Below are 16178 nucleotides of genomic sequence, written 5' to 3' on the forward strand. Positions count from 1 at the left end.
CTCCAGAACAAATGATAGCTTAAAGGTTTGACTACTACACAAAACCAGCCGAACATCTCAACACACCGCCTTGTGGTTGATAGAAAAAATCAATTGTTGCAGTATAGAGAAAGGATTATACAAATTACCGTAAATGACCAATAGTATGGATTAACAGTTGCAGGTTGTTCTCACAACCCTTCTTAGAACGATATAGGAGATCAAGCATGTCTAACAGTAAATGTCCCGTGATGCATGGTGCTGCTACAGAAAGCAGTCAGTCGAATATGGAGTGGTGGCCGAAGTCTCTGAACCTAGACATTCTTCACCAACATGACACAAAAACCAATCCTCTCGGCGAAGACTTTAATTACCAGAAGGAAGTTAAGAAACTTGATTTTGACGCTCTAAAAAAAGATTTAACCGCATTAATGACCGACAGCCAGGACTGGTGGCCTGCCGACTGGGGGCATTATGGTGGTTTGATGATACGGCTTACCTGGCATGCTGCAGGTTCTTACCGTATTGCCGATGGTCGTGGTGGCGCCGGAACAGGTAACCAGCGGTTCGCTCCTCTGAATTCATGGCCGGATAACGGCAATCTGGATAAGGCTCGCCGACTGTTGTGGCCTATCAAAAAGAAATATGGCAACAAGTTAAGCTGGGCCGACTTAATTAGTTATGCCGGAACAATTGCCTACGAGTCTATGGGCTTAAAAACTTTTGGTTTCGGATTCGGCCGTGAAGATATCTGGCATCCAGAAAAAGATACCTACTGGGGTTCTGAAAAAGAATGGCTCGCGCCCAGCGATAATAAAAACAGTCGCTATTCGGGCGATCGAGAGCTGGAAAACCCTCTCGCTGCGGTGATGATGGGCTTAATCTACGTCAACCCCGAAGGTGTTGATGGCAAACCTGATCCACTTAAAACCGCTCAGGACGTGCGAGAAACCTTTAAGCGCATGGCCATGAACGACGAAGAAACCGTAGCATTAACAGCCGGTGGCCACACCGTGGGTAAAGCTCATGGTAATGGCGATGCCGATAAACTCGGGCCTGAGCCAGAGGCGGCTCCGCTAGAAGCTCAGGGATTTGGCTGGCTCAATAAGTCCACACGCGGAATTGGTAATGACGCCGTAACCAGTGGCCTCGAAGGCGCATGGACCAAAGAGCCAACCAAATGGGACAACGGTTATTTTGAGATGCTGTTAAACCACGAATGGGAATCGGTCAAAAGTCCTGCTGGCGCTTGGCAATGGGAACCCGTGGACATTAAGGAAGATGATAAACCAGTAGATGCCGAAGATAGTTCAGTTCGTAAGAATCCGATCATGACAGACGCCGATATGGCGATGAAAGTGGATCCGGAATATCGCAAAATTTCTGAGCGCTTTTACAAAGATCCGGAATATCTGGCAGAAGTATTTGCCCGTGCCTGGTTTAAGCTAACCCACCGAGATATGGGGCCTAAAGCTCGATACATAGGGCCTGACGTGCCGAAAGAAGATCTGCTATGGCAGGATCCTGTCCCAGCTGGGAGCACCGACTATGATGTCCAAGCCGTAAAAGACAAACTAGCCGCTAGTAACCTGACGATCAGCGACATGGTTTCAACTGCATGGGACAGCGCTAGAACTTACCGAGATTCCGATAAGCGTGGCGGCGCCAATGGCTCACGAATTCGCTTAACACCACAAAAAGACTGGGAAGGTAACGAGCCGCAACGTTTATCTAAAGTGCTATCGGTATTAGAACCCATAGCCTCCGAAACTGGCGCCAGCATTGCCGATGTTATCGTACTGGCGGGTAATGTTGGTATCGAACAAGCCGCAAAGGCTGCTGGTATTAATATCACAGTACCCTTCTCACCTGGGCGCGGCGATGCCACCGACGATATGACGGATGTCGAATCTTTCGAACCTCTCGAACCGATTCACGACGGCTACCGCAACTGGTTGAAGAAAGATTATGCTGTCAACGCCGAAGAGCTATTGCTCGATAAAACCCAGCTTTTAGGACTTAGCGCGCCAGAAATGACGGTTCTCGTTGGCGGCATGCGAGTACTAGGCACCAATCATGGTGGCAGCAAGCACGGAGTATTCACTGATAACGAAGGCGTCTTATCCAACGACTTCTTTGTTAACCTAACGGACATGAACTACAAATGGGAACCTACGGGTAATAACTTATACGAAATTCGTGATCGAAAAACCGACAGGGTTAAGTGGACGGCCACACGCGTCGATCTGGTATTCGGCTCCAACTCTATTCTGCGAGCCTACGCCGAAGTCTATGCCCAGGATGACAACAAAGAAAAGTTTGTTCACGACTTTGTTGCGGCCTGGAGTAAGGTGATGAATGCGGATCGGTTTGATTTGGGTTAGTTTTCACTAAATTTACTGTAATAAGCTCTGTCATCCCGCGGTACCAAGGGCACTTCCTTCGGTCGCTTACCGCGGGATGACTTAGGTCACAAGAGAATTCGCTGAACTTCGCCCGTTCAACACAACTTATAGCCACTGGTTCGCGTGGTAAGCAAATAACCATAAAGGCTTACAAAGAAAATTTTTTTATAAAATGTTAGCCTGTTGTTAATGCCTTAAACGGTGCAACTCATATTGAAGGGATAACATTATGTACACAAAAATTATGGTTCCGGTGGATTTAGAACATGAATCCACTCTGGAGAAAGCAATTAAAGTGGCCGCGGATATTGGTAAGCTCTATTCAGCAAGCGTATGTCTTGTCGGAGTAAGTGCATCTCCACCAAGCGAAGCCGCTCATAATGAAGATGAATACAAGGAAAAACTGGCACAATACGCCGAAAAACAATCAGCGGAGCATGGTATACAGTTTGACCATAAAACGGTTCATAGCAATGATCCGGCAGTCGAACTTGATGATGCGTTGGCTGATACTGGAGAGGCCATGGGTGCTGACTTAGTTGTAATGGCTTCGCATGTGCCACGTTTTATGGATCATTTTTTCAAGTCTAATGCTAGCCGCCTAGTGGCGCATACATCGATTTCAGTCGTTATAGTAAGATAAATACTGTTATACCTAAGGGAAATGATGACAATTCTAATTTTTACTCTCGTAATAGTTGTGCTTATATTCGAGAGAGTTCTCTTTTCCGCCATAGAAGAGGAAAAGCCCGACTATTTCGAAAAGCTTGGAAGTCCGGGCTTCTTTACCTTGATGTTACACCCCGGAGCCATTTTGAAATTCTGGGTTCTCATATTATTCCCTAGTCCCTTCTCAAGTAATAGCCGTTCATATAAATGGCTTTGGTTAATGCGTGTTAGTTTATTCTCACTCTTTTTAGTAATAGTAATCTATAGCTTTTATATGTAATTAATAGGGGAAAAATACATTCATTTGTTAATACTTTGATGCGCTTTGATGTACCCTGCGTTCGCTACATTAAAGATATTGTATTTAATGTCACTTTTCTTGCTTGCCCAAGAAAAGTAACCAAAAGAAAGGCACCCCATGACGTTAGGTGCTCCGCACTCCCCTCGCTCATCAAAGTTACTCACGCGCCGTCAAACTCGACTTCCCCTAAAGGGATTCCTTTCAGTCACCTACTCGTTTTGACTAAATTAGGCTACCATGCCCAATTTATACTATAATTTTTAATGATAAGGCTGACTTTTATGGGTAATACGGAAAATTAATCTATGGCTAATATTAAGAAAATAATATTCCCCTTTATCGCTTTAATGCTCACCCACAATATCTGCACAGCGGAAGCAGAATTATATTTTTCCTTTCAAACTTATGATGAACCAACTCTTGTCTTAGAAAGTGAGCCAACCCCACTTTTTGCACTTAAGATAAATAAAGCCCTGGATAGTGATGAAAGAACTAGAGAAAAAGAGCTATTCAAGCTCTCGCTTAATGAGAGAGATGGTTATATTGCTGAGTATTACTTAACTGTAGACAGCTTAAGCTCTTATTCTTTAGAGGAGCAGGTTGACTTGCTTGAGCGTTTTGTGAATAAAGGAATTCTAAATGCTAAGCTTGATATCGCAAATAGTTATTTCAAAGCCGGGCAAAATAACAATCAATATTACGTAAAAGCTTATGAGTTATATAAAGATATTTCCGGAAGTTTTCCTGTGGCTTTATATATCATGGCATTAATAGGGGAAAAGAGTGACGAGGTTGAGTTAAGCGAGAAACAAATTGCGAACCTTCTGTTAAAAGCCTTCAAAAGAGGGTACCAGCCAGCACTTAGTAGACTGTCTTACTACTACATAAAAGGAGTAGAAGTAGATTGGGATATCAGTTATTGGTCAACTCTAGAAAAAATGAATGATCCCGTTGCACTGTCTAATGTTGGGTGGGCTTATTTTCAAGGCAATTATGTTAAGAAGGACATAAAAAAATCACTTGAGCTTCTGAAAAAATCAATAGGGTTAAAAGAAACAGGGCAAGCTTTACATAATCTTGGCATGATTTATTGGAAAGAAACTGGCCAACTGAATAAAGCGATTAAGCATTTTGAAAAGTCCTTAAGTAAGGGGTACTGTTATTCTGCTTTGAAGCTTGGGATTATCTATCACTACTCAGAGCTTAAATCAGCTATTGAAAACTATAAAAGGGCCATTGATTGTGGGATACCGGAGGCTGAAGCTAATTTATCTATCCTATTACTAGAAAGTGGAGAAGAGGAAAAAGGATTAGAACTGCTTAGGGATGCAGCTGATAAGGGAAACATCTCTGCAATGTATAATCTAGGAAGATATTTAATGGTAGGGAAGTATACCGAGAAAAATTTTATAGAAGGTGTTTCATATTTGGAAAAAGCCGCTGAAGCAGGGCATCAAAAATCAGTAGAAGTACTCATCTCATTAAGTAATACACCTGAAATAAAAGAGTACTGGAAAAAGAAATTAGAAACGAAAACAATATACTAAACGTAGGACGAAGTGAAAAATGAACCCCAACAATAAACAATAATGACTTGCTGTACCCAGCGGGGCAGACACGACTTAGCTGACTCAGTAGCTCTCAAGCCACAGGATGACGAAACTTGCTGAAAGGGATATAAAATTGCTTTAGGCGCGCCAAAACAGTGCCCCCTTCTTCCTCACCGTCAAGAATGAAATAAAATACTTAAGTTCAAGCAATTACATTTTCGACATGGTTTTAAAGCAGGATTTTTCATTCAAGACAAGGCATAAGACTTTTTGAGGCGCGGAGCGTACGAGTTGTACGTGAGCACCTCAAATAAGACTTATAACGTAGTATTGGATGAAAAAGACTATTTAAAACTAGACCTTCTGGAATAGTGCGATTGATTCGGTGTGTGCTGTGTGAGGAAACATATCCATCACTCCCGCTTTCACTAACTTATAGCCTCTTTCCTTTAGCTCGCCACTATCACGTGCCAGCGTCGCAGGGTTACAGGAAACATACACAATGCGCTCGGGATTAAAACGTGCAATGTTTTGCACTACATCGAGTGCACCACTGCGTGGTGGATCAATCAGGACTTTGTTAAAACCTTCTTGTGCCCACTCTTCTTGCGTAAAGTCAGCTTGTAAGTCAGTGGCGTAGAATTTCACGTTATCGAGATTATTGTGCTTGGCGTTCATACCACCACGCTCGACCATTTCTTCGCTACCTTCGACGCCTACGACGTTTTGCACTTGGGTCGCCAGAGGAATGGTGAAGTTGCCCAGGCCACAGAATAAGTCGAGTACTCGGTCATCTTTGCTCGGCTCTAACCAGTCGATAGCACGCTTAACCATTTTCTGATTAATGCTGGCATTGACCTGAGTAAAGTCCATTGGGTGAAACAGTAACTCAACACCGTAATCATCCAGTTTATAGCTTAGCCAGTCTCTTTCATCTGGGCCGTAAATCTTATGAACCGTTTTAGGGCCTTTCGGTTGCAGGTAAATGTAAAGCCCATGCTCTTTACCAAACTCAACCCACATGTCGTGATCTTTCTCACTGAGCGGCTCAAGGTGACGCACAACAAGCGCAACTTGATCATCGCCCATGGCGACTTCCAGCTGAGCGGTTTTGTTATTGGTATCCAGCTCTGAAATCATCTTCTTCAGAGGTGTGATTAATTGACCCACTCTTGGGTCTAACACCACACACGAATCAATAGTCGCCAGGAAGCTGCTACGTTTCTCACGGAATCCAACCAGCGCCCCGCCTTTTTTAGGCACAAACTTGACGCCTAGACGAGCTTTACGACGATAACCAAGTACGTCGGCCTGCATGGGCTCGACTAAATCATAGTCATCTTTATCTAAATCATATTGCCCAAAATGCTTGAGCTGTTCGACCAGTACCGACTGCTTATGAGCAATCTGCGCTGGGTTGCTCATATGCTGCAAACTACAACCGCCACAAATATCCGCATGTTCACACGGTGGCGTGACTCTGTCTTCTGAAGCAACGTGAATGTCCTCAGCCACACCTTCATCAAACTTGCCACGTTTTGCGGTATAAACAAACGAAACATCTTCGCCTAACAGTGCGTTATCTACAAATACAGTTTTGCCTTCTACGGAAGCAATACCTCGCCCTTCGTGTGAAAAAGCGTGGATCTCTGCGCGAACAGGATCTTTCGGCAAAGCCTTTCTACGTCGTCTACGTGCCATCTACAATCGGTCTCTTATTAAAATCGCTAAAAAATAATGCTGAATATCAGCAAAAACTATTCATCACCTTTCCAGGCGCTTAAAAATTCATTAAAGTGTTCCTGGTTTTCCTGCTCAAGATACTGTTTCAGGAAAGCTTCTTCCGACTCCAGCTCTTCGACAGTCATATTGCCTCGCATCACTTCAAAGCGCAGATACACCAGGTAAGTATTCAATACGTCGGTTTCGCAGTAATCGCGAATTGCCTTTAAATTGCCTTCGTTATAGGTTTCCCATACCTTGGCGCCGCTCATGCCCATTTTTCCGGGATAACCCAGCATCGAAGCAACTTTATCCAGCGGCGCATTAGCTCGCGGGTTATACAGCGCCAGCAGATCCATCAGGTCGATATGGCGATTATGGTAACGGCTAATGTAGTTATTCCACTTAAACTGGTTATCGATTTCGCCGGTATCCCAATATTTCTGCGCAACGACATTATTCTTCATCGCCCGGTAGTGCAGCACCGGTAAATCAAAACCTGAACCGTTCCAGGATACAATGGTTGGTGCAAAGCGTTCGATGCCATCAAAAAAGCGCTGTACGATTTCCTTTTCATCAGCATCTTCTTCACCCAGCGACCAGACTTTGACTTTATCGCCATGACGAAATACTGCCGAAATCGCCACGACCTTATGCAAATACAATGGTTGGAAAGTGGTTCCCGATTGTTGGACACGCAGGTGCTCCATCGCCGACACCACATCTTCATCACTTAATCCCTTAAATTCATTCAGCAAGCGCCCTGCTTCAACGTCGGGAATGGTCTCAATATCAAATACAAATAGATTCATATATCCTGATCACTTTTCCACTAAAATTGCGTTAAAATCATAACCTTAACTAACTCGACCTTGCCACTGCCATTGAAGCAAGGTAGATTAGGCTAAAAGACCACGTAGTATAACGATTTTGCCACCAAAAAGCTTGGAGAATTCCGACTTGAATCCAGTTCGACCCACAGCACTGTCAATCTTTATACTGTCCTTAGTCCTTTTAAGCAGTACTTTATTGCTTCAAACGGCCAGCGCAGAGCACTCCAGCGAACCCGAAGTAGTCAGAGTGAACGTACTCAGTGCCTTCTCAACGCCTCAGGAACGCGAGCTACTGTATTCATTTAAGCAGTCTCTGCTTAGCCAGCACAATATGAAAGTCGATGACACGCTGATTTTCTGGGAGCGGCAAAATAATTGGCAGCAACAGCTGGAATCGAATAAACCCGATCTCATTATTGTTATCGGGAACCAGTCTTATCGAAAAATTGAGGAGCTGGAGTTATCAGCTCCCGTTCTGGCCTTAATGCTTAATAAGTCGTTATTTAAGTCACTGAAGCAGAATTCCAGAAACAACGTTTACGCCATAACCCACGCCCAGCCCACAGTCCGTTTCGTGCAGCTAGCCAAAAGCTTAAATGTCTATCAGGCTCAAATTGGCAGCTTCATTTCGCCGAAAACAAAATACAATATCCAGCGGTTTGAAGAACTGTCAAAGTTCTACGATTTGTTTTACCGCCCGGTGATGGTCGACCCGAAGCTCAAGGGGCGCGACACCATGAAACAGCTCAAGAATTGCTGCTCGGTTATCGTCATGGAAAGTGACTGCGTTTTCAGACCGGGTAAAGTCCGGAAATCGGTACTGGTCAACGCCTACCGACAGCGAATTATTGTGATAGCACACTCGCAAAGTGTACTAAAAGAGGGAGCAATGCTAACATTGTTTACCCAACCGCATGATATTGGCGAACAGGCAGCCCAACTGTATCACCAAATATTGAGCGGCACACTGCAAGAGCCTTACCAGTTCCCTACTAGCTTTGCCGTCAGTATTAATCGCAAAGTTGCCCGTTTACTGGGTTATGAAGAACTGACAGTTGGAGGCCTGATGCAAAAAGTAGAAGCCTTAGAATTTATTCATAAAACGATGGTTAACGGGAATAATCAAACACCATGAGAAACTGGGGAATCAGTCGACGCATTCTAACGTTAGCGCTCACGCCAACGTTATTGGTTTGCTTATTATTGGGCTCTTTTTTTATTAATAACCATATTCAGGACAGCGAAGACTCACTGATTTCCCGTGGTAAAACCATCGCTACCCATCTAGCTCTAGCCAGTGAATACGGCATTATTACGCTCGATAACAGCACTCTGCAGGAAATGGCTCAGGCAGCCCGAGATAATGATAAAGAGTTGCTCGCGGTTGCCATTTATGATCAAAACAATCGAGTCCTGACGTCAGTTGGAGCGGCAGAATATCTGTCACAAATGAACATCGAAAGTCCTCATGACTTGGCTCAGATCGGCGCTCAGACCAACTTGATGCGCTTTGCCCGCATGGAAAAACGCGACAATGGTATGCTCTTCCATGCTCCTATTCTTTCGAAGTTTCCGGAAGACCATGAATCCTGGCGCACCAACGTCAAGAACAACACCGAGATCTTGGGCTACGTCGCGGTATTAATGTCTCAGGACTTCTCCATGCTGAGCCGCTACAGCACCATCATCACCACCATCCTCATCAGCTTAATCGGCTTATTAATCGGCGGCTTCCTGGCTCGCCGCATGTCCACCAGCGTTACCGAACCTATCGTCAGCATGGCTAAGGGTGTCGATAAAATTAAGGATGGTAAACTGGATACCCGAATCAGCTCCGATGCCAGTGCTGAATTAAAAACGTTACAAGACGGCATCAACCTTATGGCTGAAAGCATGGAGCATAACCAGGAAGAGATGCAGCAAGCGGTCGATCAGGCCACTGAAGATCTACGTGAGACGCTGGAGACGCTCGAAGTAAACAACCTTGAGCTGGATATTGCACGCCGCCAGGCTATCGAAGCCAGCCGCATTAAAACCGAATTCCTGGCAAACATGAGTCATGAAATCCGTACGCCAATGAACGGTGTTATCGGTTTTACCGATTTACTACTGAAAACAGAGCTGAACAATAAACAGAAAGACTTCCTGTTTGATATTAAACGTTCGGCTTCCGGTCTGTTATCCATTATTGACGATATTCTCGACTACTCGAAAATCGAAGCGGGTAAGATGTCGTTTGAACGTTATCCGTTCGATCTACGTGAGTGCGTCGATGATGTCTTTAAAATCCTCGGCCCGAATGCCTCACAGAAAGGTATTGAGCTGGTATCACTGATTTACTCCGACGTACCGAAAGCATTGCTGGGCGATCCGATTCGAATCAAGCAGATCATTACCAACTTACTCAACAATGCTGTGAAGTTTACCAAGTCTGGTAGTGTTGAGCTGTATGCCGAAGTTGAGTCAGAAGGTAAGAAAGGTCTTAAACTCAAAATACAGGTTAAAGACTCTGGTATCGGTCTCACTAAAGAACAACAGAACAACTTGTTTAAAGCCTTCAGTCAGGCTGACAGTAGCACGACTCGCGAGTTTGGTGGCACCGGTCTGGGTCTAGTTATCTCGAAATCTCTGGTTGAGAAAATGGGCGGTAATATCGGCGTGGAAAGTTCGGAAGGCGGCGGTTCAACCTTCTGGTTTACCTTGCAGTGCGAGCGCGCGGAATCATTACCAGAGGATGGCTTAACAGGCGAATTCCTAGCTTCAAAATCCGTCCTTGTTTTCGATCCACATCCTGCGACACGACTGTCGTTAACGCAGATGCTGGAAGACTGGCAGATGCAGGTGCGAAGTTTTGAGAAAATTGATGATTTGATGACAGAGGTCGATCTCTACGCACAGAGCGGAAAGAATGTCGATTTGATTATTATTGGCGGTCAGCGCTTCAGGCGACGTATCCAACGTCTTGAGCATATCTGTAATAAGGTCAACAGCCAGTTGGGCTGTCCAGTTATAACCTTCAGTACATCCGGGGATGTCGATTTCTTAGAGCATTTATCTGCTCTGGGTGTCGCCCGTGCCATGGAAAAACCTATCACCTACCGCGCTCTGTACAATTCATTAATTGAGCTGTTACGTTCCAATAAAACCGAAAAGTCTAAAGCCAAACCTGAACCGGTAACCCACGCAAAAGCGAATGAATTGAAAGGTAGCTATGTGCTGGCCGTGGACGACAATCCGGCTAACTTACGCCTGGTGACAACCCTGCTCGAAGACTTGGGGATAAAAGTTGATACCGCCGATAGCGGCATGCAGGCTGTAGCACTAACGAAAGACAAAGTCTACGACGCCATCCTGATGGATATTCAAATGCCTGAAATGAATGGCCTCGAGGCAACTCGCACCATCCGCGCTAATGCCACCAACCAGAGTACCCCGGTTATCGCCTTAACCGCCCATGCGATGGCGAACGAGCGAGAGATGTTGCTGGACTCAGGCATGGATGACTACATGACTAAACCAGTATCTGAACAGGATCTTGTTAACGTGCTTCTGAAGTGGACTCAGGCCGACAGCACCCTGACGACCGCTCCGCAAGAGCAAGAATCATCCGATGAAGATACTGAGCAAACGTTGGACTGGGAGCTAAGTTTAAAACTGGCAAACGGCAAAGCCGATCTGGCTAAAGATATGCTGAAAATGATGGTCGAGTCTAATCATGAAACCGGACGGGTCATTCATGCTTGCTACCAGGCGCAGGACTTTGATGAGTTGTTACAGCATATCCATAAACTGCATGGTGCCAGCTGCTACGTCGGCACACCCCGTCTAAAACGCCTGAGTAATCAGTACGAAAGCAAACTGAAAAAGCAGCAGTACAACCTGCTTGAGGACTTACATCAAGAATTAATAAGTGAGCTTAAAGCGATCAACGAAGCTGCTCGTCCCTACCTGGAAGACACGAGCAGCCCCGTGGAAAGTGATTAAAGCTGGGTAATCTGTATTTCGCTTTGCTGAGCGGACGATACTGGAATATCTTCGATGATCTCCCCAACTAAAATGCCCTGCTCTTCATCGACTGCTTTTAGCTCTGTCGCCAAGATACAGCGCTCGGGGCTGTGCCCCAGCGGAACATCTACTGCGACTTTATGATAGTTAGGTGTGTATCCAAAGTAACGCCGAGTATCGTCACTCACCTGCTGGTTCGAACTTTCCCATAACACCGGGACCGTTTGACCTATCTGGGCCTTCAGTTCTTTAGCTTTCAGCTCAGCAGCAAGCTCGTGTAAACGACGGCTGCGTTCTTTTTTAACATCTTTAGCGATCTTGTTCGGCAAGCGCGCCGCTTTAGTCCCTTCACGATCAGAGTATGTAAAAATATGGATATGTCCAAAACCCAGCTGTTCGATGTATTCCATAGTCTGTTCAAACTCGTCGTCCGATTCGCCGGGAAAGCCAACGATCACATCCGTCGTAACGTTAAAGCCCGGCACCTGAGTTCTGGCATCATGAACCAGCTGAGCAAAGTCTTCGGTGCGGCATCGACGAGACATGCGGCGAAGGACGCTATCTGCTCCACTTTGGATGGGCAGGTGCATATGTGCCATCAATCTCGGGTTGGCAAACAACTCAAAGAAATTCTCACCCAAGTCCCACGGCTCGACCGAGGCAAAGCGAATGCGCGGCATGTCCGTGCGCTCAAGGATATTTTGCACTAATTCATAAAGGCTGGAGTCGATATCCGAACCATAACCACCAACGTGAACGCCGGCGAGAACGATCTCCTGAACACCTTCGGCATGCAGCTGATTCACTTCATCGACCAGATCATCGATCGAGCGACTTTTTTCTTCGCCCCGGGCAACGGTGACAATACAGTAAGTACAACGGTATCGGCATCCATCCTGGATTTTAATAAAGGCGCGTTCACGGTTACGTGCAAACAGTGCACTCTCGCCCGGCTCAGTCGCAAACTCCGGCATGACCGGCATATCCAGCACGTCTTTTACCTTATCGACCAAAACGTCTTTATCAGCGTTATCCACGACCAAATCAACGCCCATAATTTGTTCGAGCTTTTCTGGTTCTAAGGACGCATAACAGCCAGTCACCACCATACGTGCTTCGGGGTTACTTCGGTGAAAGCGTCGCACTGTCTGGCGTGATTTTCGCGCAGCTTCTGCAGTTACTGCACAGGTATTCAGTACAATTAAGTCCGCAGCATCGGCTGATGCGGCAAGGGAATAACCGACTTTCTGGAATGACGTCGCCCAATTCTGTAATTCGGCCTCGTTCAAACGGCAACCTAAAGCACTTAAATGTACCTGCATAATACTCTACACATCCTATCCAACGTTTTATAAGCACAGTGCTGAGCAACCAGAGCTCAGCGAAAACGGGCGCCAATTGTACAGATATTAAGCATTAGAATCACCTCTTTTCAACACCAAATTAATATCCTTTCCATGAAAAAGGCGCCAGTGGCGCCTTCCATAGAACAAAATAATCGAGAATCCTACGATGATTGTTCTATACGATGTAAATGAACATCCGTCTGTGGGTATGGGATCGAGATACCTTTGGCATCCAGCGCTTTCTTAACCGCTTCCAGGTTATCAAAATAAACGCCCCAGTAATCACCACTATCAACCCAGACACGAACCGCAAAGTTAACTGAACTATCAGCTAGCTCTTTAACCGCGATAAAAGGCTCAGGATCTTTATGGACACGCTCATCGGCAGTGATGACATCCATAATCACTTTCTTCGCCTGATCAATATCATCGTCGTAACCAATACCCAGCAGGAAATCAACGCGACGAGTCGCTTCCATACTGTAATTAATCATCGAGTCTTTCGAGATAGGAGCGTTTGGAATAATGATAATCTTATTATCTGGGGTTTTCAGAATAGTGTTAAAGATTTGAATTTCTTTTACCGTGCCCGAATGGCCCTGCGCTTCAATAAAGTCTCCGACTTTGTATGGACGGAAAATCAACAACATGACCCCGCCGGCAAAGTTTTGTAACGTACCTGATAACGCCATACCAACGGCTAAACCGGCAGCACCCAACAACGCAACGAAGGTCGTCATCTGCACGCCCATAGTACTAATCACGGTAATTAACAGAATGATCTTCAGTAAGATGCTGGTAAAACTCAGCAAGAAACTCTCTAACGTGACATCAAAATCTTTTGCCTTAAACAACTTTTTCATGCCACCCAGTAATACTTTAATCAAGATCCAACCAACGATTAAAATGATTATGGCAACGGCTAATTTTGGTAGGTAAATTTTTGCATATTCCATCGCAGCAGCAGCCCAGCTGGACATTTGTTCTGTATTGATGCCCGCTGACTCTGCTAACTTAGCAGCTGTTGTTGACATTGTGGTGCTCCCCTTATTGAAAGAATTAAACAACCAGGTCATTGTAGTCATACCGAAAAAATGTAACAAGTACAAGGTGATAACCACCCATTAGTTTTACAAATTTTAACGACAATACCCTACATTTCTGTTAATTTATGGCTAATAATCGAGTTAATACCCGTCAATAATGTACCGAAAGGAGGCACTATGACCAAGTTGAAACTCTGCAGCGCGCTGACTCTTACAGCAGGGCTCACCGCCGGCTGCGCCAGTATCAAACCAGCAGAAGTCGAATCGAAACTATCGGCATGGCAGGGAGCCGACATTGATACGGTTATTCAAAGCTGGGGGGTTCCGACCGCTGATAGAGAAATCAACGGCAAAAAATATGCGGAATGGAATACCCGAGAGATCAGAAATCGTCCATCATTTAACATCGGTGTCGGGGGCTTCGGGAGTCATGTTTTCGGTAGTATCGGCACCACGTTGTTCGGTGGCAGAGAAAGCCTGCACTGTACCGTTCAAATCGGTTACAACGACAGGGGAACCGTCACCCAAACCAAGTGGACCGGCGATCCCGATGCCTGTGATGCAGCTATCCCAGAGCGGAATAACTCATAGGCCGCTCGCTTAAATTGCTTCAAGGTGCGTAATAATCAGCTGTAATTCTGCCTGATAGTAGTCGTTGATGTCCGGCCTGAATACCGCTCGAATCGCTGTAGCAGGTTGTGACCATTCCTGTGGGTCGATCCTAAAGGCTATTGCCGAAATCGGCTGAGAGCAGCCGTCCTTTTTCAGCGTTAATTTTAAATGATTTTCACCAATGATCCTTTGATTCAGGACTTCAAACTCGTCATCAAAAGCCGGCTCAACAAAGCCCTGTCCGAAAGGCCCTGCCTGCGCTAACAGCTGAGCACTCCCCAAATGATATTCGTCAGCCTGTAGCGCACCATCAGTCTCAACAACATCTTCCAGAACCTGGTTACCCAGTACGGTTTGCACCGCCTGCTCAAAGGCTTGCTGAAACTCGTTAAACTTTTGTTTCGCTATCGACAGGCCTGCCGCCATGGCATGCCCACCAAACTTATCAATTAAATCGGGGTTTCTAGCATCCACCAATGCCAGCGCATCGCGAATATGGACTTCCTTCACCGAGCGGCCCGAGCCTTTGATGGTACCATCGTCAGCGTTAGCAAAGACAATACAGGGACGGTAGCTACGCTCTTTCAGTCGAGAAGCCACCAAACCCACCACTCCCTGGTGCCAGTGGGGCTCGTACAGACACAGGGAATGTCTTTTATCGCTATCAAATTCCATCGTCTCCAGCTGAGCTAAAGCCTCATCCTGCATTTCCTGCTCAACCTGCTGACGATCCACATTCAGGCTATGCAGTACCTGTGCCAGCTCCTGCGCCCGATGCGCTGAGTCTGTCAATAAGCACTCTATTCCCAGCCCCATATCGTCCAGACGGCCGGCTGCGTTCAAGCGAGGGCCTACGGCAAAGCCCAGATCACTGGATTTAATTTTCACCGGATCCCTTTTCGCCATTCTCAGGAGCTCTATTATGCCCGGACGGCATTTCATGGCTCGAATCAGCTTCAGCCCATGATGGACTAAAATACGGTTATTTTTATCCAGCGGCACTACATCGGCGACGGTGCCAAGTGCAACCAGATCCAGGTAGTGTGCTAAATTCAGCGGCTTGTTTCCGTTAAGCTCAAACCAGCCGTTATCGCGTAAATAAGCTCGAAAAGCCAATAAGACGTAGAAAATAACCCCGACACCGGCCAGGTTCTTGCTCGGAAATTCATCTCCAGGCTGGTTGGGGTTCACTATCGCGTCAGCCTGAGGCAACTCGTCACCGGCCAGATGGTGATCGGTCACTAACACCTTAATTCCCGCCTCCTTCGCCGCTTTAACACCAGCGATACTGGAAATGCCATTATCCACCGTAATGATAAGCGCTGGCTGACGCTCTTTCGCCACTTCAACCAACTCGGGCGATAGGCCGTAACCATAATCGAAACGGTTAGGCACCAGATACTCAACCTGCATTCCCAACCGAGTTAGTACCAACTTCGCCAAAGCACTGCTGGTGGCACCATCAGCATCAAAGTCACCGACGATCAAAACTTTTTCATTGCGCTCTAAACTACCCCACAATAAGGATACGGCCTGCTCTATCCCTTTTAAACTATGATAAGGCTCAAGCTCAGACAACGCATATTGCAGCTCTTCTTTTGCAGAGACTCCACGGTTAGCATAAACCCGGTTAAGCAGACTCGACTCGGTCAACGGCAATATTTCAGAAGCTTCTCGACGGCGTATATTCAAAGGCATATCAGATATAAT

General features: G+C 45.9%; 11 protein-coding genes. 6 read left to right on the top strand and 5 right to left on the bottom strand.

The genetic code is table 11. From position 1 onward, the window contains the following. Nucleotides 1-206: 206 nt before the first annotated feature. The 3 genes from katG (at nucleotide 207) to H7708_RS04965 (ending at nucleotide 4901) form a co-directional block, all read left to right on the top strand. Nucleotides 207-2363 (top strand): catalase/peroxidase HPI, encoded by a 2157-nt coding sequence (gene katG / locus H7708_RS04955; RefSeq protein ID WP_223669363.1) that lies wholly within the window; start codon nucleotides 207-209, stop codon nucleotides 2361-2363. 250 nt (nucleotides 2364-2613) lie between these two features. Further along, the gene (locus H7708_RS04960) at nucleotides 2614-3027 is read left to right on the top strand and encodes a universal stress protein (protein ID WP_223669364.1); all 414 of its coding nucleotides are present in this window, start codon (nucleotides 2614-2616) and stop codon (nucleotides 3025-3027) included. A 632-nt stretch (nucleotides 3028-3659) separates the two neighbouring features. Then, entirely contained in the window at nucleotides 3660-4901 is a 1242-nt protein-coding gene (locus H7708_RS04965; protein ID WP_223669365.1) for a tetratricopeptide repeat protein, read from the top strand. A gap of 357 nt (nucleotides 4902-5258) precedes the next feature. Here H7708_RS04965 and rlmD read toward each other — a convergent pair whose 3' ends face one another. Then, complete coding sequence (rlmD, locus tag H7708_RS04970; protein ID WP_223669366.1) at nucleotides 5259-6605, bottom strand: 23S rRNA (uracil(1939)-C(5))-methyltransferase RlmD; 1347 nt, start codon at nucleotides 6603-6605, stop codon at nucleotides 5259-5261. Nucleotides 6606-6661: 56 nt separating this feature from the next. After that, nucleotides 6662-7438: a 3'-5' exonuclease gene (locus tag H7708_RS04975; RefSeq protein ID WP_223669367.1), complete on the bottom strand. Its 777-nt coding sequence runs from the start codon at nucleotides 7436-7438 to the stop codon at nucleotides 6662-6664. A gap of 217 nt (nucleotides 7439-7655) precedes the next feature. Between H7708_RS04975 and H7708_RS04980 the strand changes: the two genes are divergently transcribed. Next, nucleotides 7656-8594, top strand: coding sequence for an ABC transporter substrate binding protein (locus tag H7708_RS04980; protein ID WP_223669368.1), 939 nt, complete (start codon nucleotides 7656-7658; stop codon nucleotides 8592-8594). Next, complete coding sequence (gene barA, locus H7708_RS04985; protein ID WP_223669369.1) at nucleotides 8591-11443, top strand: two-component sensor histidine kinase BarA; 2853 nt, start codon at nucleotides 8591-8593, stop codon at nucleotides 11441-11443. The genes H7708_RS04980 and barA overlap by 4 nt, the downstream gene beginning before the upstream one ends. On the opposite strand, the gene mtaB is transcribed toward barA, so the two are convergent. Together mtaB and H7708_RS04995 are read right to left on the bottom strand one after the other, a co-directional pair. Then, nucleotides 11440-12786: a tRNA (N(6)-L-threonylcarbamoyladenosine(37)-C(2))-methylthiotransferase MtaB gene (gene mtaB / locus H7708_RS04990; protein ID WP_223669370.1), complete on the bottom strand. Its 1347-nt coding sequence runs from the start codon at nucleotides 12784-12786 to the stop codon at nucleotides 11440-11442. The genes barA and mtaB overlap by 4 nt on opposite strands. A gap of 185 nt (nucleotides 12787-12971) precedes the next feature. Continuing rightward, nucleotides 12972-13766 carry a mechanosensitive ion channel family protein gene (locus tag H7708_RS04995; RefSeq protein ID WP_407929722.1) on the bottom strand — a complete coding sequence of 265 codons (795 nt, stop codon included), beginning with the start codon at nucleotides 13764-13766 and terminating at the stop codon, nucleotides 12972-12974. A gap of 267 nt (nucleotides 13767-14033) precedes the next feature. Here H7708_RS04995 and H7708_RS05000 point away from each other — a divergent pair, with 267 nt between their 5' ends. After that, nucleotides 14034-14447, top strand: coding sequence for a hypothetical protein (locus tag H7708_RS05000; RefSeq protein WP_407929718.1), 414 nt, complete (start codon nucleotides 14034-14036; stop codon nucleotides 14445-14447). Between the two features lie 9 nt (nucleotides 14448-14456). On the opposite strand, the gene recJ is transcribed toward H7708_RS05000, so the two are convergent. Continuing rightward, nucleotides 14457-16160, bottom strand: a complete 1704-nt coding sequence (gene recJ, locus H7708_RS05005; RefSeq protein ID WP_456237566.1) for a single-stranded-DNA-specific exonuclease RecJ — start codon at nucleotides 16158-16160, stop codon at nucleotides 14457-14459. Nucleotides 16161-16178: the final 18 nt, after the last annotated feature.

Origin of the sequence: Kangiella shandongensis, assembly GCF_020005365.1 — a bacterium.
Lineage (GTDB): Bacteria > Pseudomonadota > Gammaproteobacteria > Enterobacterales > Kangiellaceae > Kangiella > Kangiella shandongensis.

Coding starts and splice junctions, on each gene's coding strand:
- katG (WP_223669363.1), top strand. CDS start 207: ATGTCTAACAGTAAATGTCCCGTGATGCATGGTGCTGCTACAGAAAGC.
- H7708_RS04960 (WP_223669364.1), top strand. CDS start 2,614: ATGTACACAAAAATTATGGTTCCGGTGGATTTAGAACATGAATCCACT.
- H7708_RS04965 (WP_223669365.1), top strand. CDS start 3,660: ATGGCTAATATTAAGAAAATAATATTCCCCTTTATCGCTTTAATGCTC.
- rlmD (WP_223669366.1), bottom strand. CDS start 6,605: ATGGCACGTAGACGACGTAGAAAGGCTTTGCCGAAAGATCCTGTTCGC.
- H7708_RS04975 (WP_223669367.1), bottom strand. CDS start 7,438: ATGAATCTATTTGTATTTGATATTGAGACCATTCCCGACGTTGAAGCA.
- barA (WP_223669369.1), top strand. CDS start 8,591: ATGAGAAACTGGGGAATCAGTCGACGCATTCTAACGTTAGCGCTCACG.
- mtaB (WP_223669370.1), bottom strand. CDS start 12,786: ATGCAGGTACATTTAAGTGCTTTAGGTTGCCGTTTGAACGAGGCCGAA.
- H7708_RS04995 (WP_407929722.1), bottom strand. CDS start 13,766: ATGGAATATGCAAAAATTTACCTACCAAAATTAGCCGTTGCCATAATC.
- H7708_RS05000 (WP_407929718.1), top strand. CDS start 14,034: ATGACCAAGTTGAAACTCTGCAGCGCGCTGACTCTTACAGCAGGGCTC.